22 protein-coding genes are annotated in these 23,378 nt (G+C 53.6%); 18 read left to right on the top strand and 4 right to left on the bottom strand.

Annotated features, from left to right (window positions below; translation table 11 throughout):
• Positions 1 to 142: 142 nt before the first annotated feature.
• The 6 genes from rlmN to spoVM all read left to right on the top strand — a co-directional run bounded on the left by rlmN (position 143) and on the right by spoVM (position 6,228).
• Positions 143 to 1,183, top strand: a complete 1,041-nt coding sequence (gene rlmN / locus NYE26_RS11990) for a 23S rRNA (adenine(2503)-C(2))-methyltransferase RlmN (protein WP_036729399.1) — start codon at positions 143 to 145, stop codon at positions 1,181 to 1,183.
• Between the two features lie 6 nt (positions 1,184 to 1,189).
• On the top strand, positions 1,190 to 1,966 hold the full coding sequence (locus NYE26_RS11995) for a Stp1/IreP family PP2C-type Ser/Thr phosphatase (protein WP_036729396.1): 777 nt from the start codon (positions 1,190 to 1,192) through the stop codon (positions 1,964 to 1,966).
• Positions 1,963 to 4,227: a Stk1 family PASTA domain-containing Ser/Thr kinase gene (gene pknB / locus NYE26_RS12000; protein ID WP_339256046.1), complete on the top strand. Its 2,265-nt coding sequence runs from the start codon at positions 1,963 to 1,965 to the stop codon at positions 4,225 to 4,227. Before NYE26_RS11995 ends, pknB begins: the two co-directional genes overlap by 4 nt.
• Positions 4,228 to 4,352: 125 nt before the next feature.
• Positions 4,353 to 5,258, top strand: coding sequence for a ribosome small subunit-dependent GTPase A (gene rsgA / locus NYE26_RS12005; protein WP_036729391.1), 906 nt, complete (start codon positions 4,353 to 4,355; stop codon positions 5,256 to 5,258).
• A 4-nt stretch (positions 5,259 to 5,262) separates the two neighbouring features.
• The gene (rpe, locus tag NYE26_RS12010) at positions 5,263 to 5,934 is read left to right on the top strand and encodes a ribulose-phosphate 3-epimerase (RefSeq protein WP_339256048.1); all 672 of its coding nucleotides are present in this window, start codon (positions 5,263 to 5,265) and stop codon (positions 5,932 to 5,934) included.
• 213 nt (positions 5,935 to 6,147) lie between these two features.
• Positions 6,148 to 6,228, top strand: a complete 81-nt coding sequence (gene spoVM, locus NYE26_RS12015) for a stage V sporulation protein SpoVM (protein WP_020431362.1) — start codon at positions 6,148 to 6,150, stop codon at positions 6,226 to 6,228.
• Between the two features lie 173 nt (positions 6,229 to 6,401).
• On the opposite strand, the gene rpmB is transcribed toward spoVM, so the two are convergent.
• Complete coding sequence (gene rpmB, locus NYE26_RS12020) at positions 6,402 to 6,590, bottom strand: 50S ribosomal protein L28 (protein ID WP_076074411.1); 189 nt, start codon at positions 6,588 to 6,590, stop codon at positions 6,402 to 6,404.
• A gap of 191 nt (positions 6,591 to 6,781) precedes the next feature.
• Here rpmB and NYE26_RS12025 point away from each other — a divergent pair, with 191 nt between their 5' ends.
• The 4 genes from NYE26_RS12025 to NYE26_RS12040 all read left to right on the top strand — a co-directional run bounded on the left by NYE26_RS12025 (position 6,782) and on the right by NYE26_RS12040 (position 11,898).
• Entirely contained in the window at positions 6,782 to 8,566 is a 1,785-nt protein-coding gene (locus tag NYE26_RS12025; protein ID WP_339256050.1) for a DAK2 domain-containing protein, read from the top strand.
• A 50-nt stretch (positions 8,567 to 8,616) separates the two neighbouring features.
• Positions 8,617 to 9,477 (top strand): DegV family protein, encoded by an 861-nt coding sequence (locus tag NYE26_RS12030; protein WP_036729383.1) that lies wholly within the window; start codon positions 8,617 to 8,619, stop codon positions 9,475 to 9,477.
• A gap of 15 nt (positions 9,478 to 9,492) precedes the next feature.
• Complete coding sequence (gene recG, locus NYE26_RS12035) at positions 9,493 to 11,544, top strand: ATP-dependent DNA helicase RecG (protein WP_339256055.1); 2,052 nt, start codon at positions 9,493 to 9,495, stop codon at positions 11,542 to 11,544.
• Between the two features lie 66 nt (positions 11,545 to 11,610).
• Positions 11,611 to 11,898, top strand: coding sequence for a stage VI sporulation protein F (locus tag NYE26_RS12040; protein WP_036729378.1), 288 nt, complete (start codon positions 11,611 to 11,613; stop codon positions 11,896 to 11,898).
• Between the two features lie 114 nt (positions 11,899 to 12,012).
• On the opposite strand, the gene NYE26_RS12045 is transcribed toward NYE26_RS12040, so the two are convergent.
• Both NYE26_RS12045 and NYE26_RS12050 read right to left on the bottom strand, forming a co-directional pair.
• Positions 12,013 to 12,885: a YitT family protein gene (locus tag NYE26_RS12045; protein WP_339256058.1), complete on the bottom strand. Its 873-nt coding sequence runs from the start codon at positions 12,883 to 12,885 to the stop codon at positions 12,013 to 12,015.
• 61 nt (positions 12,886 to 12,946) lie between these two features.
• Complete coding sequence (locus tag NYE26_RS12050) at positions 12,947 to 13,321, bottom strand: hypothetical protein (RefSeq protein ID WP_036729375.1); 375 nt, start codon at positions 13,319 to 13,321, stop codon at positions 12,947 to 12,949.
• A 266-nt stretch (positions 13,322 to 13,587) separates the two neighbouring features.
• Here NYE26_RS12050 and NYE26_RS12055 point away from each other — a divergent pair, with 266 nt between their 5' ends.
• Complete coding sequence (locus NYE26_RS12055) at positions 13,588 to 13,923, top strand: DUF2500 domain-containing protein (RefSeq protein WP_339256061.1); 336 nt, start codon at positions 13,588 to 13,590, stop codon at positions 13,921 to 13,923.
• Between the two features lie 149 nt (positions 13,924 to 14,072).
• On the opposite strand, the gene NYE26_RS12060 is transcribed toward NYE26_RS12055, so the two are convergent.
• Positions 14,073 to 15,008, bottom strand: coding sequence for an NlpC/P60 family protein (locus tag NYE26_RS12060; RefSeq protein ID WP_339256063.1), 936 nt, complete (start codon positions 15,006 to 15,008; stop codon positions 14,073 to 14,075).
• 326 nt (positions 15,009 to 15,334) lie between these two features.
• Between NYE26_RS12060 and NYE26_RS12065 the strand changes: the two genes are divergently transcribed.
• The 7 genes from NYE26_RS12065 to NYE26_RS12095 all read left to right on the top strand — a co-directional run bounded on the left by NYE26_RS12065 (position 15,335) and on the right by NYE26_RS12095 (position 23,364).
• Positions 15,335 to 16,411, top strand: coding sequence for an ABC transporter substrate-binding protein (locus NYE26_RS12065; RefSeq protein ID WP_339256065.1), 1,077 nt, complete (start codon positions 15,335 to 15,337; stop codon positions 16,409 to 16,411).
• Between the two features lie 69 nt (positions 16,412 to 16,480).
• Positions 16,481 to 17,410 (top strand): ABC transporter permease, encoded by a 930-nt coding sequence (locus tag NYE26_RS12070; RefSeq protein ID WP_036729369.1) that lies wholly within the window; start codon positions 16,481 to 16,483, stop codon positions 17,408 to 17,410.
• Positions 17,397 to 18,191: an ABC transporter ATP-binding protein gene (locus tag NYE26_RS12075; protein WP_076074433.1), complete on the top strand. Its 795-nt coding sequence runs from the start codon at positions 17,397 to 17,399 to the stop codon at positions 18,189 to 18,191. The genes NYE26_RS12070 and NYE26_RS12075 overlap by 14 nt, the downstream gene beginning before the upstream one ends.
• Positions 18,192 to 18,370: 179 nt before the next feature.
• Complete coding sequence (locus tag NYE26_RS12080) at positions 18,371 to 19,162, top strand: SDR family NAD(P)-dependent oxidoreductase (protein WP_076074436.1); 792 nt, start codon at positions 18,371 to 18,373, stop codon at positions 19,160 to 19,162.
• A gap of 240 nt (positions 19,163 to 19,402) precedes the next feature.
• Positions 19,403 to 20,125, top strand: a complete 723-nt coding sequence (locus NYE26_RS12085) for an MgtC/SapB family protein (RefSeq protein WP_036730147.1) — start codon at positions 19,403 to 19,405, stop codon at positions 20,123 to 20,125.
• A gap of 82 nt (positions 20,126 to 20,207) precedes the next feature.
• Positions 20,208 to 21,200, top strand: a complete 993-nt coding sequence (locus NYE26_RS12090; protein ID WP_339257444.1) for an aldose 1-epimerase — start codon at positions 20,208 to 20,210, stop codon at positions 21,198 to 21,200.
• A 454-nt stretch (positions 21,201 to 21,654) separates the two neighbouring features.
• Entirely contained in the window at positions 21,655 to 23,364 is a 1,710-nt protein-coding gene (locus tag NYE26_RS12095) for an LTA synthase family protein (RefSeq protein ID WP_339256073.1), read from the top strand.
• Positions 23,365 to 23,378 lie beyond the last annotated feature (14 nt).

Consider the following 23,378-nt stretch of genomic DNA (forward strand, 5'->3'; position numbering starts at 1 on the left):
GTGCTTCAGGACTACAGCTTCCCGCCCGCAGATTCCTCCGCGCGGCGGGCTTTTCTTTTACCGGTTCTGAGTTTTGTGTTAAAATAGGAAGAATGAGAAACAATACGCATATAATTTATGAAAGCACAGGTGCAAAAATACAATGAAACCTTTAATATATGATTTTTCTTTAGAAGAGTTGCAGCAATGGGCCAAGGACAATGGAGAGCCGGCTTTTCGCGGCGGGCAGATCTTTGACTGGCTGTATGTGAAGCGGGTCAATGATTTCGAATCCATGAGCAACCTCTCCAAGGCACTCAGAGCCAAGCTGGTAGATCAGTTCAGTATTTCGGCACTCACCGAGATTACGAAGCTGGAGTCCAAGGACGGCACCGTGAAATTCCTGTTCGGTCTGCATGATGATCATGCGATTGAGACAGTCATTATGAAGCATAATTACGGCAACAGCGTGTGTGTGACCACCCAGGTAGGCTGCCGGATCGGCTGTACCTTCTGTGCCTCTACCCTTGGCGGTCTCAAGCGGGACCTGACTGCAGGGGAGATCGTTGCCCAGGTTGTCCGTTCCCAGCAGATCCTTGATGCTCGCGGCGAACGTGTAAGCAGCATTGTCATTATGGGTACAGGCGAACCCTTCGAGAACTATGATGCAACCATGAGATTCCTGCGTCTGATGATCCATGAGAAGGGCCTGAATATTGGCCAGCGCCATATCACCGTATCCACCAGCGGAATTGTGCCGAACATCTACAAATTCGCGGATGAAGATACACAGATTAATCTGGCGATCTCGATTCACGCTCCTAACGATACGCTCCGTTCCAAGCTGATGCCGGTGAACCGCCGTTATCCGTTCGACGATGTAATCGAGTCCCTGCGCTACTATCAGGCTAAGACAGGCCGCCGGATCAGCTTCGAGTATGCCTTGATCGGCGGCGTGAATGATCAGAAGGAGCATGCAGAGGAGCTGGCGGGTGTGCTCAAGACCATGCTCTGCCATGTGAATCTGATTCCGGTCAATCATGTGCCTGAGCGCAAGTATGTCCGGACTTCCCGCAATGATATCTTTGAATTTCAGCGTATACTGGCCGATCATGGCGTGAATGTTACCATCCGCCGTGAGCAGGGCCATGATATTGCGGCCGCATGCGGACAGCTGCGCGCCAAACATATGGAGTTGGGGTGAGGATATTTGATCAGAACAGTTCAAGCCAGCGACATTGGCCGGGTACGTACCGTCAATGAGGATTCAGTCTGGATCGGCGCTACGCGCCACGGTTATACCCTCGGCATTATTGCCGACGGGATGGGGGGGCATCTGGCTGGCGATACCGCGAGCAGGCTTGCACTTGAGACGGTCAGGGGTATTCTGGATCAGCTGGAGCCTGATCTCCCGGAGGCAGAGCTGAAGGAAGCGCTGACTACCGCCATCATGGAAGCCAATAACACAGTTCACAGAGAAGCTCAGAGCGATGAGAAGCTCCATAATATGGGGACCACCATCGTTGCTGCACTGCTGAAAGGGTCGGCAGGCTATATCGGCCATATCGGAGACAGCAGGGCTTATCTGATCCGGGACGGTGAAGCCAGGCAGCTAACCGAGGACCATACGCTGGTGAATGAGCTGTTCAGGAACGGCCAGATCAGTCTGGAGGAGCTGGATAATCATCCGCGCCGCAATGTGCTTACCAGGGCGCTGGGGACGGATACAGTGGTATCCGCGGATCTGGCATATGTTACGCTTGCAATTGGTGAGCTCCTGCTGCTGTGCAGTGATGGACTCAGCAATTATGTCAGTCTGGAGCATCTGGGCAAGGTAGCCGGAATCAATGAAATATCTCTGGAAGAAAGAGCAGAGCGATTACTTCAACTGGCATTGCTTGCGGGCGGCAGCGATAATATAAGCGTTGCTATGCTGGAACACCAAGGAGAGGCCGCAGTGCCCGAGACAAAGGAGTGGGAAAGATGATCGGTCACGAATTGGGCGGCCGTTACCAAGTCATCGAACGGATCGGCGGAGGAGGCATGGCGCTTGTCTATAGAGCCCATGATATTCTGCTTAACCGGAATGTTGCTATCAAAGTACTGCGCAATCAATTTGTGCATGATGAGGAATTCATCCGCCGGTTCCGGCGGGAGGCGCAATCAGCTGCATCATTATCTCATCCCAACGTAGTCAGCATATACGATGTCGGCCAGGAAGATGAAGTCCATTATATCGTTATGGAATATATTGAAGGCAAGAACCTGAATGAGATTATCAAAGAGCGGGCACCGATGCAGGTGGATGAATCCGTGCGGATTGCCTCGCAGATTTGTGATGCGCTGGACCATGCGCATATGAACCAGATTATTCACCGCGATATTAAGCCTCATAATATTCTGATTGGACGTAACGGGCGGGTTAAGGTTACCGACTTCGGGATCGCCCGGGCGGTTACGTCCACTACGATTACCCAGACGGGGTCTGTGGTCGGTTCCGTGCATTATTTCTCGCCGGAGCATGCCAAGGGCGTAACTACAGGCGAGAAGTCGGACCTCTACTCCCTGGGCATCGTACTGTATCAGATGCTTACGGGTGTATTGCCTTTCTTAGGGGAGAGTCCGATCAGCGTGGCGCTGAAGCATCTGCAGGAGGAATTCGAGGAGCCGCGACTGCTGAATCCGCTAATTCCGCAAAGCGTGGAGAATGTAATCCTGAAGTCGATGCGCAAGAACCCAGAGGAGCGCTACCAGTCGGCCAAGCAAATGCTGCAGGATCTGGAGACCTGTCTGCTGCCTGAACGGCGCAGCGAAGCCAAGATGCTGTTCCAGGACGATGATGATGAGGACAGAACACGCATCATTCCGGCGATCAAGCCGCTGCAGCGCGGGCTTAGCAGCCGTGGCGGCGGAGAGGAGCGAATCCGCAGTATGGAGGAAGCTCCGCCGCCTGCTGCTGTGAAGCGCAAGAGCCGTGCAGCGCTGTGGATCAGCCTTACGCTGGTCGTGTTAATCGCCATGACCGGAATTGTATGGTATGTCAATTCCAAGCTGTCGGTCGATGAAGTCTCGGTGCCTGCGGTGACGGGTAAGACCTTCCAGGAGGCCAAGGCTGAGCTTGAGGCTGTCGGGCTGTTTGCCGAGGAGCCCGCGCTGGTTGAGTATAATCCTAATTTCGAAGAGAATATTGTCTGGAAGCAGAACAAGACCAATACGATGGTCAAAGAAGGAACTCATATTATTCTGACGGTAAGTGCCGCCAAGGTTCTTCCCAAGCTTAAGGATGTCTCTAACCTGAGTTATGACGATGCCGTCAAGGAGTTAATCGCGCTTGGCATAGCCCAGAGCAGAATCACTCCTGATGAACGCTTCAGTGAGGAATTTGCCAAGGGTAAGGTCATTAGCTCTGAGCCTGCCGCAGACACTGAATATGATCCTGATACGGTAACTATCAAGCTAATCGTGAGCAAAGGTAAAGAAAGCACCCAAATGCCGGATCTCATCGGGAAGACGGAGAAGGAAGCCAAGGCTGCGCTGGAGAGTGTAGGTCTAGTGCTGGACGCGGTCAAGGAAGAGCCAAGCTTCATCCACGAGAAGGGCAAGGTAACGAAGCAATGGGCCTATGAGCCGGGGGATCTGGTTCCTCCAGGTGAGAAGATCACGATCTATATCAGCACAGGATATCCTCCGGAAGCTCTGGAATTTACGTTCAATGTGCCGGTAGCACCGGCTGCGGAAGGCAAGAAGAGCAAGATCCGTATTGTGTTTGCCGATGCGCGCAACGGAGGCGAGAACCAGGAGTGGGGCACGCGCACGATTGGCAAAAGCCAGACCCTATCCGTGAACATGCTGCTTGCCCCTAATAAAGACGGCATGGTATCTGTATACCGGGACGGGGAGTTCCTGGAGACTTATCCGATCACTTATGTCGATGTCAAGAATAACACGGTGCAGCAGCCTGAACCGCCTCCGGTGGAGACACAGACGCCTGCACCGACAGTTGCTCCTACCGAGCCTGTTCAGCCTACTGAGACTCCGGCTCCCGAGCCGACAGCAGAGCCGGCGATTATTCCGCCGGACACTGGAGAAGGAGAGGTGACGGGCGAGACGGACCAGACGGGTTATGTTCCGGGTAACGGACAGAATAACAATGAGCTGGCTTCCGCCCTCAACAAGGGCAACAGTAAGGGAAAAGCTAACGGTAAGGGCTCTGACAACAAGCCTGGCAAAGATAAAGGCCATAAATAATAGAACAGAGATAAGCTTCAGCCGGGCTGCCGGGAATACGGGCAGGGCTGAAGCAGCGAAATGACCCGGGGTTCTACACACTTGGGTCATTTGCGTAAATATCAGGAGAGGAAGGCTCAGCATGTATGCCTGAAGGAATCATAATCAAAGCGTTAAGCGGATATTACTATGTTAAGCCGCTCAAGGATGAACAGATTGTAACTGAGGAAGAGGCGGTACAGTGCCGGGGGCGCGGCATTCTGAAGAAGAAAGGAATTGCGCCGCTGGTCGGTGACCGGGTAATCTATGTGCTGACCGAGAACGGGGAGGGCATGGTAGATGAGCTGCTTCCCCGTGAATCGGAGCTGATCCGCCCGCAGGTGGCTAACGTGAAGCTCGCGGTGCTGCTGTTCTCCGTGCGGGAGCCGGATATGAATCTTAATCTGCTGGACAAGTTCCTGGTTCATATCGAGCATTCCGGCCTGGAGACGCTGATTGTGCTCACGAAGCAGGATCTGGCCGACGATGAAGGACAGGCTACGGAAGCTGTCAAAGCTCTATATGAGCAGATTGGTTACGAGGTCATGGTCACAAGCTCGCTGAACGGATCAGGTGCGGATGAGCTGCGTCAGCGTCTGGCCGGTATCATCAGCGTCTTCTCGGGGCAGTCGGGCGTAGGGAAGTCCACACTGCTCAACCGCCTTGTACCGGGCCTGGCGCTGGAGACAGGAGAGATCAGCCTCCGTCTCGGGCGCGGACGGCACACCACACGCCATGTAGAGCTGATGGATATAGGTAATGGAGGATTTGTGGCCGACACTCCGGGCTTCAGCCAGCTGGATTTCCTGGAGCTGGGAGTGGATGAGCTGTCCGTGTGCTTCCGGGAGTTCGCCTCTTATGCGGAGAACTGCAAATTCCGCGGCTGCAGCCATCTGCATGAACCGGGCTGCAAGGTGATAGAAGCCTGGAAGTCCGGGGATATTGCAGATAGCCGTTACGAGCATTACAAGCTGTTCTTTAATGAAATGAAAGATAAAAAGCGGAGGTACTAAACTTATGGTAAAAATTGCTCCTTCCATATTGTCAGCAGATTTCGCAGCGCTGGGCGCAGAGGTGGCCGAAGCGGAAGCCAGCGGTGCGGACTGGATTCATGTAGATGTGATGGACGGACATTTTGTGCCGAATATTACGCTGGGTCCCGCGATTGTGTCCGCGGTGAGATCCCATACTTCTTTACCTCTGGATGTACATTTAATGATTGAGAACCCGGAACGCTATATCGCTGATTTTGCGGCAGCGGGCGCTTCTGTGATTACGGTACACGCCGAAGCCTGCGTGCATCTGCATCGTGTAATCCATCAGATCAAGGAGCTCGGCCTGATGGCAGGGGTGGCCATTAATCCGGCTACGCCGGCTGCTGCGGTGCGTGAGGTCCTGGAGGATGTGGATATGGTGCTTGTGATGACCGTCAATCCGGGCTTCGGCGGGCAGGCCTTCATTCCGCGCACACTGCATAAGATTACGCAGCTCCGGGAGTGGGCTGAAGAGATCCATCACAAGGGTCTGCTTATCGAGGTAGACGGCGGAGTAGCCGAAGCTACGGCACCGCTTGTTGCTGAAGCAGGGGCGGATGTGCTTGTGGCAGGTAATGCAGTGTTCGGCCGCAGCGACCGTGCAGGAGCGATCAAGGCCATTCGAGAGGCGGCGGACAACGCTGTCCGGCAATAGGTAATGACGCCCATTTACTATTGAACGAATTGACCCTCAATCTGCTGCATTCGCATACGGAAGGTATAGGCCAAGTTGTGGTCGCATAAATATGGTTACATGAGCAGAAATCTCATGTAGCCTTTTTTGCGGAGGTCTGCAATCGATGGTATATTTTTCATCTAGACAGGATAGTCTCCTACTGCACGGCATGAATTGATGGGAGGGTTAATTATGAAATTTTATACGTTCAAGCTGCCAAGATTTTTGGGAGGTTTTGTTAAAGCGATTTTGAACACGTTTCAGAAGAGTTAGGTTAAAGAAGACAAGTAAATATGAAAAAAAGCACCTTACGAATGTAAAGGGTGCTTTTTGCTACAAATATAATATCTCTTCTATTCTCGCTGAAACGGATACCGTCTGTGTAAGAACGGCATGTCCGTTTCTACTTGGTATGAGATATCGCCAGGCCCGGTAATGATCGGAAACTAGACGCGTTCAACTTTACCGGATTTCAAAGCACGGGTGCTGACGTACACGCGTTTCGGTTTGCCGTTCACCAAGATACGAACCTTTTGAACGTTAACTCCCCAAGAGCGACGGTTGCGGTTGTTAGCGTGAGACACGTGGTTACCGCTGCCCGGTTTCTTGCCTGTTACTGTACATGTGCGGGACATAGATTACACCTCCTTGTTACTTACACCTGCGTAAAACAATACTTGAATATCATATCACAGCAAAAATTGCTTCGTCAACCGATTCAAAAACATTTATTTCTGCAGACTCTTATAGTACAATATAAATTAGTGCATTATGTCCAGTTGATCATCGAATTGATTAGGCATGAAGTTAGGAAGGGGAATTCTCATTGAGTAAGCGTTCTATAAACGGGACAGATTTTACCGCAATGGTACTAGCCGGTGCGGAAATGCTGCAGCAGCATGCCGAGCATGTCAATTCATTGAATGTGTTTCCGGTGCCGGATGGCGATACGGGCACGAACATGAATCTGACTATGACCGCAGGCGCGAACGAATTGAAGAGAAACAACACAGCCTCTGTCGGTCAATGTGCAGGAGTGCTGTCGAAGGGACTATTGATGGGCGCGCGGGGGAACTCCGGCGTTATTTTGTCACAGCTGTTCAGAGGTCTTGGACGTTATGCGGCCCAATATGATGAGCTTAACACACAGCAGTTCGCTGCAGCACTGCAGACCGGGGTAGATACCGCCTATAAGGCAGTGGTGAAGCCGGTTGAAGGCACCATTCTTACGGTTGCCAAGGAAGCTGCAAGACATGCAGTGTATTATGCACGCCGCACAACGGATATTATCGAGCTGATGACCGAAGTCCTGGCCAAAGCCAAGGAAGCCTTGGCGCATACACCTGAGCTGCTGCCTGTGCTGAAGCAAGTGGGCGTGGTGGATTCGGGTGGCCAGGGTCTGGTCTATATCTATGAAGGCTTCCACCAGCATCTGACCAGCGGAGCAGTCTCAGCACCTGCACAGACTCCTGTGCAAGGACAAGCTGCGGCCCCTGTAGCTGTGCCGGCGCCTGTGCTATCCAAACCTGAGCATGCGTTGTCCTCCGTACAATCTTCCGCGCAATCACAGCTCCATACGGAAGACATTGAATTTTTATATGATATGGAATTTTTCATTAACCGTCAGCTTGGCGCATCCGTGAAAACGGATTTTGATGAGGAAGCTTTTCGGAAAGCGTTATCAGTTAACGGGGATTCAATCATCGTCATCTCGGATGATGAGACAATCAAGGTGCATGTGCATTCCAAGACTCCCGGAGAGGTGCTTAACCTGGCGCTCGTCCACGGGGAGATTACCCAGATTCACATCCTTAACATGCGTGAGCAGCACCGCGATCTGTTGACTGCCGGCATGGACATCGCACCGATGCCGGATGTCTTCGCCGATATCCCGGAAGAGAAGGCCAGCGTGCCGGCGCCGGCGGTTCCTCCTGCAGATGATCTGGCGCCGTACGGCTTCATTGCGGTCTCCTCAGGAGACGGAATCTCGGATATCTTCCGCAGTCTGGGTGTGGATGCGATCCTGGCCGGCGGCCAGACGATGAATCCCAGCACAGAGGATTTCGTGAATGCGATCTCTTCCATTTCGGCCAAGCATATCTACATTCTGCCGAATAACTCCAATATCGTCCTGGCTGCGCAGCAGGCCAAGGAGCTGCTGGAGGGCGAACGTGAGATTACAGTGATTCCAAGCAAGAGTATCCCCCAGGGGATCTCGGCTGCCTTTGCCTTCCAGGAAGAGGATGCGGTTGATACCAACACCAGCAATATGCTGGAGGCGATTGCCCAGGTCAAATCCGGACAGATTACCAATGCTGTACGGGATACCGTGATGGAGAATCTGGAGATCAAATCCGGTCAGTATATCGGCATCGAGAGCTCCAAGATTGTTGCAGCTGCCGATGATTTGCTTACGGTCAGCAAGCAGCTGCTGTCAAGCATGCTGGTGAATGGTGACGAGATCGTTACTGTGCTGACCGGTGCAGACACTGAGGCGGCTATTACGGATGCCCTCGGCAGCTGGCTGGAAGAGACGTACCCGCAGGTTGAGGTAGAGATTCATGAAGGCGGCCAGCCGCTGTACTATTATCTTTTCTCAGTTGAGCCGTAGAATCTCTTAGATGAGTGGCGCAGCCAAATCATAGCATGGGGAGGAACATTATGAATCGTACCGTAATCGTTACCGACAGCACCTCCGATATCCCGCCTGCTCTGGCGGAGCAGTACGGCATTGAAGTCGTTCCGCTGACGCTGATGTTCGGCGAAGAGGCATTCCGGGATAATGTGGATATGACTCCGGAACAGTTCTACGAGCGTCTTCCCCGCTCGCCGCAATTGCCGACCACTTCGCAGCCTTCTCCTGTAGAATATATGAATGTGTACCGCCGTATACAGGAGCAGCATCCGGGCAGCTCAATCCTGTCCTTCCACATCTCCTCCGGCTTAAGCGGCACCTACCAGTCTGCTGTCATGGCCAAATCCATGCTGGAAGAGGAGGGAGAAGCTATCACCGTGGTAGATAGCCTCTCCGCCTCCTACGGCTTCGGGTTCATGGTCGTGGAAGCCGCCCGGCTGGCGGAGCAGGGGCATGCTCCTGCGGAGATTCTGGCGAAGGTGGAGAGTCTGCGCCAATCCCGCAAGCTGTATTTTCTCGTGGATACCCTGGAATATCTGCAAAAGGGCGGCAGAATCGGCAAGGCATCGGCAATCCTGGGTACGCTGCTCAATATCAAGCCGATCCTGTCCATTGATGCGGAAGGCATTATCTATGCGGTAGAGAAGGTCAGGGGACGCAAGAAGGCAGTCGCCCGCATGATCGAGCTGTTCAAGGCAGATCTGCCGGGTGTGAATACAATACATGTGGCCGTGGGTCATACAGCTGAACCGGCTTCCGGCGAAGAGTTCCTGCGGGAATTAGCCGGACATTTCACCTTGAAAGAGAAGGTTCTGACTAATGTCGGCCCTGTCGTGGGCAGCCATGTCGGGAACGGAACCTTAGCCGTATTCATCTGGCCCGCCTAAGTATAGGGGATGAACATGGTGCTTACTTTGGATTCAATTCAAGTGAAACAAATAACTGGCGTGAGCGCTCAAAAGCAAAGTGAGCTTCACGCCTTTGGCGTCTTTACAGTGAAGGACTTGCTGGAGTATTACCCTTTCCGGTATGAGGATTTCCGTCCGAAATCTCTTAGTGAGGTCAAGCACGGCGATAAGGCAACCGTGGTAGCCAAGGTCATCGGTATTCCGGTACTCCAGCGCTTCGGAGGCAAGTCCCGCATGAGCTGCAAGATGGTGGCGGAGCCGTGGATGTTCACTGCTACGTGGTTCAACCAGCATTATGCGCGTGAACAACTGACGGTCGGCCGTGAAGTGGTGCTGACGGGGAAGTGGGACCAGAAGCGCAATCAGATTACGGTGACCAACTATGAATTCCCGGACAGGGGCGAAGGCAAGACAGGAACACTGCAACCGGTATACTCCGTCGGGGGCAAAATTACACAGTCCTGGATTCGCAGAATTATCGGCCAGGCTCTACAGCAGTACGGGGACCTGATCCCGGAGATTCTGCCGCACAGCATTATGCGCAAATATGACTTCATGTCACGCAAGCGGGCCATTGCCACGATCCATCAGCCGGAGGATACGCGCGAGGGCCAGCAGGGAAGGCGCCGGATGGTGTATGAGGAGCTGTTTCTGTTCCAGCTCAAGGTACAAGCCTTCCGCGTGCTGAACCGTGGCCGGATGGATGGTGTAGTTCATACGGTGGACAATGCAACAGTAAGGCAATTCGTGCGCAGCCTGCCGTTTGAGCTGACCGATGCCCAGAAGCATGTGGAGCTGGAGATTCTGCAGGATATGCGTTCAGGGTATTGCATGAACCGGCTGCTTCAAGGCGATGTGGGCTCCGGCAAAACTGTACTCGCGGCCATAGCGCTCTACGCGACTGTAAGATCCGGATTTCAGGGTGCACTGATGGTCCCGACTGAAATCCTGGCAGAGCAGCATATGCGCTCGCTCACGAGAATGTTTGAACCGTTTGGCATCACCGTGGGCTTGCTGACCGGGAGCGTATCCGGCCGCAAACGGAAAGACCTGCTGGCCTCTCTACAGATGGGTATGCTGGATGTGGTTGTCGGAACCCATGCGCTGATTCAGGAGGATGTCTTCTTCCGCAGCCTGGGGCTTGTGGTTACGGATGAGCAGCACCGCTTCGGGGTGAACCAGCGCAGTGTTCTGCGGCGCAAGGGGTACAACCCGGATGTGCTGACGATGACCGCTACTCCGATTCCGCGGACGCTGGCGATCACCGTCTTTGGCGATATGGATGTGTCTACGCTGTCCGAACGGCCGAAGGGGCGTGTGCCGATTACCACCTACTGGGTGAAGCCGGATCTGATGGAGCGGGTGATGAACCTGATCAGCCGCGAGATCGGGCAGGGGCGGCAAGCTTACCTGATCTGTCCGCTGATTGAGGAGTCGGAGAAGCTGGATGTGCAGAATGCGATTGATCTGCATGTGCAGATGTCGCAGGCTTTTCCGGATTATAAGGTGGGCTTGCTTCACGGGAGAATGACGCCGTTTGAGAAGGATGAAGTAATGCGGAACTTCTACAGTAACGAACTGCAGCTTCTGGTGTCTACAACGGTCGTAGAGGTCGGTGTCGATGTCCCGAATGCTACGCTGATGATCATCATGGATGCTGACCGCTTCGGGCTGTCTCAGCTGCATCAGCTGCGCGGCCGGGTCGGCAGAGGGGAGCATGCTTCCTACTGTGTGCTGATGGCTGATCCGAAGTCGGAGATCGGGCGTGAACGGATGACCGCGATGACAGATACGGATGACGGATTCGAGGTATCACGGCGGGATTTGGAGCTGCGGGGACCGGGGGATTTCTTCGGGACGAAGCAGAGCGGCCTGCCGGAATTCCGGCTGGCGGATATGACCGCTGACTTCGAGACGCTGGAGCTGGCGCGCGATGATGCCGCTGAGCTGCTGCGGGAGGCTTCATTCTGGACCTCTGCGGATGTTGCGCCGCTGCGCGGGTATTTGCAGCAGGAACAAATTTTCCAGGGGGATTTAATTGACTGAACAGGCACATCCGGGCACCTGCCCTCATATACTGTGAATGATTGGATATGACAGGAGGTGCTGTACTTGGGTTATCAGCAATATGGAATCAGTCCGCAGCTGGTGGATCGCATCAAGCTGAAAATGAAGAATCCGGCGGTCAAGGAACGCGTCAAGAATATGATTACCGGCATCTCCAAACAGGAGCTGCAGGATACAGCAGTCGTGCGCAAGCTGGTGCGTAATGCCTCGTCGGTGATGCATGAGAAGCTGACGAACGCACAGGAAGAGCAAATTGTGAAATTCGTCATTGCCCAAAAGATTGATCCGAACAATACGTTTCACTTAATCCGCTTATGGGGGATGTTCCGCTGACAAATAGCGGGATTCAGGAAGCTCCGATAGTTTTGTAATCTAAAAAGCGTTCCCGTAAGTAACATACGGGAACGCTTCTTACTTGTTCTTCGCCATCCTTGAAGGCTATCCGGCTTAGCCCGGCGGCTTATTGCGGAAAAGCGCTGAGATGCGGTTGTTCCGCGCGGCATTGATCACAATCTTACTGTTCTGATCACAGTCATGCACGATAGAGGCGAGCTGTTCTTCCTCCAGCCTGCTTGCCAGGCAGAATACCGTACCTGGCTCACCCTCCGGTCCAGTGGACCTTACGAGCTTCACTTCGCGGTCCAGTGTCTGCTGGAGCTTGCGGCGGATCTCCTCGCATTTGCTGCTGGTAATGAACACCGCCTGCGTGAGCGAGAGGTCCCTTAAGGAGAACCGCAGAGCTTCAAAGGCAAGCAGATACGCAATGATACTGTACATCGCCTGATCCCAGCCGAATAATGATCCGCCGTAGAGCAGGATGAGCATGTTGAACAGCATGATCGGCATCTCAGCCGATTTGGGCGGCCCTCCATTCAGCAGCCGTACGCTCTGCTTCTCGCTTCCTGCGGTCAGCCCACCGAAGCGTACAGAGATGCCCAGGCCGAACCCGAGACATAGTCCCCCGGCAATAGCCGCGGGCAGCGGCTCGCTGATTGCCGCCGGGAAATGGTGCAAGGCCAGAGACCCTGCCGTCAGACAGATCAGGCCGAGCATCGTATACAAGGCAAAGCGGAGATTAATCTGCCTGCGCGACATCAGAATAAACGGAAGGTTAAACAGGAACAGGAATAATCCAAGCCGCATTTCTGTCACATGGGACAGCAGGGCGGATAATCCGGCAATGCCGCCCGGAAGCAGCTTATGCGGCATCAGGAATAGCTCCAGACCCACGGCTGCAAGTAATCCTCCGCCTACAGTGGACAGCAGACGCAAGGTCTTGGAATAACGTAAGGGTGCAGCGTTTCTATATCTGACCTTCATAAGATTTCCTCCTTTCAGCAGGAAACCGGAATTTGTGTTGCGGATTACGGCGCTTGCAGCTTCATTCAGCGTACAGCCGTACTCCTACGAAATGTGAATTATATTTCAGCGGAATCAGCAACAGCCGCTTCAGCAGAATGTAAATGAAGGGGAGCAGAGATACACAGAGCAGCAGCCCGGGAGGTCCGGACTCCAGCGTTAGCGGGTTCTCACGGGGAGCAAGCCGGACGGCCTGGGTGTCATAAATCTGCGTATGATGTACGCGCACTGGCTGGGCCAGCTTATGCTCATAGCGGTCCGGCCTTACAGAATGCATCTCAGGCTCTTGTTCATGCAGCATCTGGAGGGCCATGATCAGAAAAATCAGCAGCAGCACCGGAAGGAACACAGCCTTCAGCAGATCCAGCAGCGTCAGACGCGTCCAATCTCTCCTCATGAGAACCCCCCCTTTTTTTTGTACATCGCAGTTAAAGCATATCATAGGATCTTAGCAGGACCAAATATAATACGCTATTATTTCAAGGCCTGCGACTGCGGAATAACGAAACCGGAGCTGCTACGCTGCGTATTCTCTAGTAAATTGAACTTTTTGTGAAAAAATGTTCGGAAGGAGCGGTTAATTTGCATAATGCAGGCGTATTTAACGGTTTGTACCCGGCAGTTGCCAGCAGCCAGAGCGGATTTTTCACGGAGGGGCCATTCTTGTTAAAGCTCATTCTGCTGCTGATCGCGGGCTTTGTTACTTACACGATTTGGAGAGGGCTCAAGACCTGGATGACGAACCAGACCAGCCCTCTGCAATCAAGGGTAGTTACGGCTGTTGCCAAACGGACAGAGGTTTGGGGCGGAAGAGGGCATATGGGGACGCATACGAGTTATTATGTGACCTTTGAATTCCATAATGGCAGCCGCAGAGAGCTTGAAGTGAAGCCGAGGGCATATGCCATGATTGTAGAGGGGGACCGGGGTGAACTGTCATACCAGGGCAGCCGGTTCAAAGGGTTCGTGCGGGCAGGGATGCAGAGGGATAGCGGGTGATTGTCGAAGCGAACGGAGAATGCCTCCATGAAGAGCCGGGAGTAACCTTTGGAATAGCATTTATTTGCAGCAAAAAAAATGCAAGGAAGCGGACCGGTCGCTAAGTGAGCGAGCCCGGGCAAGCTGCCTTGCATTTATTGTGTCCTGTTCTAGAGCACGCGCTGCATGTGCAGAATTACGTTGCTCCAGTATCCGCTGTCCAGCTCACTGATCTGCACGCCGGGGTCGCCCCAGGTGTGAATGAAATTCCCGCCGCCGATGTAGATACCGACATGACCGGGAACCGCGTCGCTCTCGAAACGTCCGGGTACGGTGAAGAAGACCAGGTCGCCGGGCTCCAGCGAGCTGCGCGATACCCGTCTGCCGATATTGTCCTGATCTTTGGCCAGCCGGGGCAGATCCACCCCGAATTTCTGAAAGACATGGCGTGTAAAGGACGAGCAGTCGAAGCGCTTGGTCTCTTCATACGGTCCGGCACCGAAATCATAAGGTACACCGAGAAATTTTTTGGCATAAGAAATCAGCTCGCCCGTGTCCACATTCGATACACTCTGAATCCGCAGCGGCTTCGCAGCCTCCACCTTGGCGGAGTCCTCTGTATTCTCCCTGTCGGAAGGAGTCGCGATATTGATCTCGCCAGTAACGGGATTCCAGCCGACCTCAGTCTGCAGCAGCTTGGACAAGGCGGTGGGGGTGATATAGATTTGACCTTCGCGGCGGACGGGGACATCGGGAAGGGTGATTTTCTGGCCCAATGAGAACACCTGGCTGGAATCCGGCCGCAGCATATACATGACATCACTATAGCCGAGCTTGGTGTATCCGCCGCTTGCCGTGTCATCCTTCATCCGGAAGCCGATAGAGGCGACAGCCGGTTTGAGCGGAATCCAATACTTTCCTTCTTTGTCGGTAAAAGAATTCTTCTCATAATAGCTGCCTGCGAACGTTCCGGTTGGCGTCAGCGAGTTAACCTTGGGAGTGCTGTCCTTGCTGGTGTAGCTGCAGGCGGTTGTTCCGGCAATGGCGGTAACTAGGATGGCGGAGGATAATAAAATTTTACTGGTACGCAGATTGATTATTGGCATGGGGCACGCTCCATCTTCAAACTTTAAGGTAAGTTTGTGCAGGACCGCTATTTTTATGTGCTGCAGGCCTTAGCAAACAATGTCAAGAGAAACCGCAGATTGTTGAAGCGAGGAGACACTCATTGTGCGTATTTTGTAAAATATGGACCTCACTTAAATGATTGACGGGAAATCAACCTACATATAATATATGTTTAATAGATTCGGGGAGCGGATGGGGACAGGCTGCGGGTCTTCGCTTTAATGCTTTTAAAGATGAAAGCGATAATGCTGGACCGCTAGCCCAGGTTCTCGCGCTGAACCCGTACAAGAAGAGGGGTAATCTGATGAAGACTAAGAAGATTTGGATGGGGCTAAGTATGGCCTTGATGCTCGTAGCTGCCGGTTGCGGGAACAATAATGCAGCAGTGAAGAATGACGCGGGCACCGGGAATGCCCCGGCCGCAGCAACAGAAGCTCCAGCCTCAAATGCAGGCTCCGGCGATGCCAAGTCCTACAAGATTGCCATCTCGCAATATGTGGAGCACCCGTCATTGGACGCTACCCGTGAGGGATTCCTGGCCGCACTGAAGGATGCGGGGATTGTTGAAGGGGAGAATCTGAAGGTGGATCTTCAGAACGCTCAGGCGGATCAGGCCAACAACCTGTCCATTGCCCAGAAGATTGCCGGCGACAAGAACGATCTGGTGCTGGGGATCGCTACACCTTCGGCTCAGGCTGTCGTACAGAATGTGAAGGACACTCCGATACTGTTCGCTGCGGTAACCGACCCTCTCGATGCCAAGATTGTCAGTGATCTGGAGCATCCCGGAGGTAATGTGTCAGGCGCATCGGATACCAATCCGGAGTCGATTACCCGCCTGATGAACTTCATTGCGACGCAGTTCCCCAAGGTGAAGAAGCTTGGTCTGGTTATTAATGAAGGGGAGCCCAATGCTGTAGTTATGGCTGATATCGCAAAGGGTGAGCTGGACAAGCACGGGATCGAGCTGGTGAAGGCGGCGATTACCAATACTTCGGAAGTGAAGCAGGCTGCGGAATCGCTTGTAGGGCGCGTGGATGCGCTGTACATTACACTCGATAACTCCGTGGTCAGCGGCGTAGACGCGATTATCCAGACGGCCAACGACAACAAGCTTCCGTTCTTCTCGGCAGACCGTGATACGGTGGAGAAGGGTGCTTTTGCTACAGTAGGCTTCAAGTACTATGATCATGGCTATCAGGTCGGCCAAATGGCGGTAGAAGTGCTTAAGAACGGAAAAAGTCCCGGTGATATGAAGGTGACGATGCAGGAGAAGCTGGACTTGGTCCTTAATCTCAAGGCGGCGGCAGCACAGGGAATTGAAGTAACGGATGCTATGAAGGCTGAAGTGGCTGATCCGGGCAATAATATTATTCAATAACCTACAGAGTTCATAAACAGGGTGCGTCCGAGCTGGGCGCCCTTTGCCGCTTGAGGGAGGAAGTCAGCAATGTATAATTCATTAATCGGGGCTCTGGAAATGGGCCTGCTCTACGCATTCATGGCACTTGGGGTGTATATTACCTTCCGTATTCTGGATTTTCCCGATCTGACGGTGGATGGAAGCTTTACAACCGGCGGCGCGATTGCTGCAGTGATGATCAGCAGCGGTTATTCTCCGCTGCTGGCGACCTTGTGCGCAATGCTCGGGGGAATGGCGGCAGGGATGTGTACCGGTCTGCTCCATACCAAAGGGAAAATCAACGGGCTGTTGTCCGGGATTCTGATGATGATTGCCTTGTATTCGATCAATCTGCGGATTCTGGTGAAGCCGAATGTCTCCTTGATGGGAGATGACACATTGTTCAGCTCCATGAATCCGCTGCTGGTCATGCCTTTTATCGTTGTACTGGTCAAAATCCTGATGGATCTGTTCCTGCGCACCGATCTGGGACTGGCCCTGCGGGCCACCGGCGACAACTCGCGGATGATCCGCAGCTTCGGAGTGAACACGGATACAACAACGATTCTGGGGATCAGCCTGTCGAACGGGCTGGTGGCGCTCTCGGGCGCATTGATCGCCCAGTATTCTTCCTTCGCCGATGCGTCGATGGGGATCGGTATGATTGTCATCGGGCTTGCGTCGGTGATTATCGGGGAAGCGATCTTCGGTGCGAAGAACGTCTTCCGGGCGACACTGGCTGTGCTGCTCGGCTCCATCGTGTACCGGATCGTTGTCGCTCTGGCACTCCGGGTGTCTTGGCTCAAGCCTTCCGATCTCAAGCTGATCACCGCAATTATCGTCATTATTGCCCTCGTCTTCCCGTCGGTTCAGCGGTATGTGAAGCAGAAGAGCACGGCCCGCAGACGGACGGCAGAGCTTGCTGAGCTGGCTCAGCGCAGTAAGCAGAGAGGAGGGGCCGCCAATGTTGAAGCTTGACAATGTATGTAAGCTGTTCAACCCCGGCTCGCCGGATGAGAAGGTCGCGCTGCTGGGGATCGATCTTGAACTGAACGCGGGCGATTTCGTAACGATTATCGGCAGTAACGGTGCCGGCAAATCTACACTGATGAATATTATCTCAGGCGTGATGAAGCCCGATCTGGGGGAAGCGCGCATTGAAGGCAGCTCGATCAGCCATCTGGCGGAATACCAGCGCGCACGCTGGATCGGCCGGGTCTTCCAGGACCCGATGGCCGGGACAGCGCCGCATATGACGATTGAGGAGAACCTGGCCATGGCCTACAAGCGGGGCAAACCCCGCGGGCTGTCCTTGGGTGTCAATGCGCACAGACGTACGCTGTTCCGCGAACAGCTCAGCCGCCTGGGCATCGGCCTCGAGGACCGGCTGCGCGCCAAGGTGGGGCTGCTCTCAGGAGGCGAGCGGCAGGCGTTGAGCCTGCTGATGGCGACCTTCACCCAGCCGCAGATTCTGCTGCTGGATGAGCATACAGCTGCGCTTGACCCTTCGCGCGCCGAACTGATCACCACCCTTACGGAATCCATTGTCCGTGAGATGAAGCTGACTACGCTGATGGTTACCCATAACATGGATCAGGCGATCCGCCTGGGCAACCGGCTCATCATGATGGACAAAGGCTCGATCATCCTCGATTTCGATGAGACGCGCAAAAAGGATCTGACGGTAGAGCGTCTGCTTGGCGAATTCGAAGCGATCAGCGGCCATAAGCTGGCTGACGACCGGATGATGCTGGGCTGATTAGGGATCATCAGTCTTTAGCGTTATAGCTTGATCTGCAGCCGGTTGATCCGGTAGCGGATCGAGCTTTTTGTCATTTTCAGGTGTCCCTGGTCCGATTCACTTCCGGGTATGAGAGGTAAAGTTAAGGGAAAGAACATAACTTGAACATCAAACACCAAATGGAGGCGACTGGACATATGACTGCGAAGAAACTGGAAGGCAAGGTAGCGATTGTTACAGGAGGCGGCTCGGGCATCGGCCGGGCATCTGTGCTGGAGTTCGCCAGAAGCGGAGCCAAGGTGGCACTTCTGGACCGTACGGTGGAGAATGCAGAGAAGGTGGCCGCTCAGATCACGCAGGAGGGCGGGGAAGCTGCAGTGTTTGAATGCGATATCGCTGATCCGCCGCAGGTGGAGCATGCTGTGAAACAGGTTATCGAGAAGTGGGGACAGCTGGATGTGGTCTTCGCCAATGCCGGGATTAACGGGGCCATGACACCGATTGAGACGATGGACATCGAGTCCTGGGATCAGACGATTCAGATTAATCTGCGGGGCACCTTCGCCACTGTCAAGTATGCCATCCCCCATCTCAAAGAGAAGGGCGGCAGCATTCTGATCAACAGCTCGATCAACGGTAACCGGGTATTCTCCAATGTCGGTTTCTCTGCATATAGTACGACCAAGGCGGGGCAGGTGGCTTTTATGAAAATGGCTGCTCTTGAGCTGGCCCAGTACAAGATTCGTGTAAACGCTATCTGTCCGGGAGCGATTACCACGAATATAGATGATAATACCTATCCTTCAGATGATCTTAAGGAAGTGCAGATTGAAGTGGAATTCCCGGATGGCGGGCAGCCGCTGGAGAAGGGGCCGGGGCGTCCGGATCAGGTGGCTAAGCTGGCGCTGTTCCTGGCTTCTGAGGATTCGGATCATATCACGGGTACGGAAATCTACTGTGACGGAGCGGAATCCCTCCTGCACGGCTAATCCTTCTATAAGTCACTCATCGCTCATATGATGGGATAAGTGAAGTCTTCTCTGAAGCGGACGATGTTCCTTGCCGGAGCCTTAGGCAGTACTGCCTGAAGATCCCGGTTAGCGGGGATAGGCGTCCGTTTCTTGTTTTGACCGGGCAGCAGAAAATTTCAGTAAAAGTTGCAGCGCATTTCAGGTATACTGATTCTATGTGCCATGACGGGCGAGGAAGGAGGAAAATAAATTATGAATATGGACCTGCTGCATATGGAATCAATCATCAAGCTGCTTGTGGCCATGCTGTTCGGGCTGTTCATCGGCATTGACCGCCAATTGAAACAGAAACCGCTGGGAATCCGGACCAGTATGGTCATCAGCATCGCCAGCTGTCTGGTAACCCTGGTATCTATTCATGCGTATGACAAATTCGGCGGACCGGATCATCCCAATATGGACCCGATGCGTCTGGCAGCGCAGATTGTCAGCGGTATCGGTTTTTTGGGAGCGGGTGTTATTCTGCGCAGAGGCGGAGATGCGATCTCCGGCTTAACCTCGGCCGCGCTGATCTGGACGGCATCCGGTATCGGAATTGCAGTTGGCGCAGGCTTTTATGTAGAGGCGGGTTATGCGGTTATACTGCTTATGTTCGCGGTTAACGCTGTGCCTCTGCTTATCAAAGCCATCGGACCTGAAGTGCTGAACAAGCACGAGATCTCCATCAAAATCATTATGGAACCGAACTATATCCTGACGGATGTGATTCAGAAGATTGAGCAGCGGCATGTCATGACCGACCAGCGCAAAACGCGCAAAACCGGCCGGACCATCCGGCGAATGAAGATCAAGGATCTTGAGGATGGCAGGCAGATGATCGACATGGTCGTTTCTGCACCAGACAAGGATTATGCTACGGAAATCTATTATGATGTGAAAAAAATCGAGCATGTCATGAGTGTCGAAGTCGAGCAGCTGTAAAAATGGCATGTTGCCATTCCGGCAGATGTGGTACTCTATCTATGAGAGAGTCATTTTGATCATATGGAAGGGGATTATTGTAATGACACCGATTACAGCATTTGAAGGACACTATGAGGGAGAAGCCGCTGTCTGGCTGAAGGCCGGCCGTTATGAAGCGGCTATTCTGCCGGGCATCGGCGGGAATCTGATCTGCTTCCGGGATACTGAGAGCGGTTACCGTTTCTTGCATGAGCCTGGCGCGGAAGAGATGGAAGCATTCAAGGCGAACCCGGGCATTCACGGCATTCCTGTACTGTTTCCGCCGAACCGCTATGAGGATGGAGAGTTCCCGTGGAATGGACAGACCTATCATTTGCCTGTCAATGAAGCCAAAACCGGCAATCATCTGCATGGCTTCCTACATACAGCAGCATGGGAGGTAGAGGAATTCGGTACCGGCACAAGCGAAAGCTTCGTCACTGTAGCGATCAAGGTGGATGAGAACCATCCGTCCTATCAGTATTTGCCGTTCAAATATACGATCAAGCTGCGCTACACGCTCGGTGAAGGCGGCCTGTCCCAGCAGCTGCTGGTCCACAATGACGGTGATGTGCTGATGCCTTGCCTGCTGGCGTTCCATACCGCTATTAATGCTCCGTTCGCCCCAGGCAGCAGCGCGCAGGATTACCGTGTTAAGCTAACGATCGGCGAACGCTGGGAGCTTAACGAGCGGATGCTGCCAACCGGCAAATTCCAGGAGCTGACTGCTGATGAGGTAGCTCTGCGCGGCGAAGGATTGTATCCATTCTACGCGTCTATGGACAACCACTATACCGCAGCCGCCCAGAATGGACGGAACCGGATGGAGCTGACCGACCGCAAGGCCGGAGTTACGCTGGTGTATGATGTGGGTACCTCGTATAAGCAATGGATGATCTGGAACAACGGAGCAACCGAAGGCTTCTTCTGTCCTGAGCCGCAGATCAACCTGGTGAATGCGCCAAAGGTGGATCTGCCTGCTGATGACATCGGCTTGTTCGGGCTGGAGCCTGGGGAATATTGGGAGGAGAGCAGCCGGATATACGTGAAGTAGGCTTAGGCGGCTTAGGCACAGGCGTCATTCCGGTGGATATTTGGACTTCCGGCCGCTGTTGCCCCCAGATTTCTTGATTTATACCGCTTACCGCGGTGGAAATCCGGGGACAAAGGCGGACGCTACCGCTCCTACAGTTCCAAAATCCCCCTTCAATCCTTGGCCTAATTAGTTATTATCCTTTTCAGTCTATCCCGCTGGGATGAGAATAGAAAAGAAAAGAGAAGAGCAGCGTCTGATGTATGGATGCTGCTCTTTTTTGTAGCGTTGTACTCATTTGGGAAATGAATTTTAAGGCGGTTTTAAGCTTAAAGGCGTATACTACTCCTTTAATAGTTAGGAGTGAATGAACTTGTCTCGGATATTGCCATCGAAGCGTTTGTTGTATTTGTTGATCATTTTACTGGCTATAGGATTTGGGCTGAATTTGTTTTTGCAGGCTGCTTCTTTTCGGATGGATGTGCTTCATGCGCTAAAGTGGGTTGGCGCTTATCCTTGGCTGTATTGTACCGGAAGTTTGTTTATTTTCTTCATCCTGCTCTTAAGCTCAGTGATCGTGCCGAATGCGTATGCGGGGCCGGCGGTGATCTCGGCGCTGTTCGTGCTGCTGGGGATTGCCAGTGATCAGAAGCTGGCTACGAGAGGAGAACCGCTGTTTCCGTGGGATCTGATGCTGCTGAAGAATGCCGAAGGAATGAGCAAGATTACCAGCGGGATGATCTCTCCGTTTGCTATAGGGACCGCTGTTCTGCTGGTTGCCGGTCTGGTCCTTGTGATTATTAAGCTGCCGAAGAACCGGATCAGACTGTCCTTGCGCGTGACGCTGGCGGGGATCTCTGTAGGGCTCAGCGCATGGTTTCTTGTGCTGGTCACCGGTCAATCTCCGGTTGTTGCAGCAATGAGCTATCAGAACATCTTCTGGAATCAGAAGGTGAATTATACGCAGAACGGGTTCGTGTATGCGTTCGCCGGGAATCTGAGGCAGAGCCTGATGGACAAGCCGGAGGGCTACACCCGCGAAGCGGTTGAGGCGGTAGCTGCCAAGTATTCGGCATTGCCGGAGGCGCCGGCACAGGCCGCGCCAGGGGAGCAGCCGAACATTCTGTTTATGATGAATGAGGCGTTCTTCGACCCTACGCGCCTGCCCGGATATACGCTTAGCGAAGATCCGCTGAAGTTCATCCATGGGGTGGCGGGCCAGACGCCGTCCGGTTATTTGCTGTCCCCGGAATTCGGCGGCAATACGGCTAATGTGGAGTTCGAGGCCCTGACCGGGCTGTCGATGTATTTTCTGGGGGATGGAACGATTCCTTATCAACAGCGCATCGTCAAAATGTCCTCCCTGCCGTCGATCGTCAGTATTCTGAAGGACAGAGGGTATGAGGCACTGGCGCTGCATCCGTTCGATGATACCTTCTATAACCGTAACCGTGTCTATCCGGTGCTGGGGTTCGACCGCTTCACAAGTGAGAAGGATCTGCCGGACGCTGACCGCCTGACTCCAGAGGGGTATGTCTCGGATAAAGCAGCTGTACAGGAGGCGGTCCGGCAGCTTCAAGAGGCATCGGGCCCGGCATTCCTGCATCTGGTGACGATGCAGAATCATTTTCCTTTCACCAAAGGCCTGAACGGACCGAATACCATCACCGTTCAAGGCGGACTGCCAGAGCAGAAGGATGAGCTGGAGACTTATGTGCAGGATACCAAGCTGACAGACGAGGCCATGGCTTATCTCCAGCAGGAGCTGCTGAAGATCAAGCGGTCCACCATCGCGGTGTTCTGGGGAGATCATCTGCCTGCGCTCAGCGCCGGGATCTATACCGCAGCAGGCTGGGATCAGGAGCCAAGGCTGAAGCATGAGACGAAGCTGTTGGTACTCGCTAACTTTGAGATCGGGAAAGAGCCGCTCGGGACGCTTAGCCCGGCCTTTCTCGGCCCTGCGGTCTTCCGGTTATCCGGGCAGACGCTGCCGGCCTTTTATAAGCTGCTGGAGCAGGTACGGGCGGAAATTCCGGGACTTAGCAAGAAGGTGCTAATCGGGCCGGGCGATACCGGAATTCTGCAGGAGCTGACCCCTGAGCAGCAGGCGCTGCTGGATGACTACCGTCTGGTCGAATATGACCTGCTGGAAGGGGAGAAATATGCGGAGTCGCTGATGTTCTGAGCACTCCGCCGTGG

The organism is Paenibacillus sp. FSL P2-0136 (genome assembly GCF_037975325.1).
GTDB lineage: Bacteria > Bacillota > Bacilli > Paenibacillales > Paenibacillaceae > Paenibacillus_AQ > Paenibacillus_AQ silagei.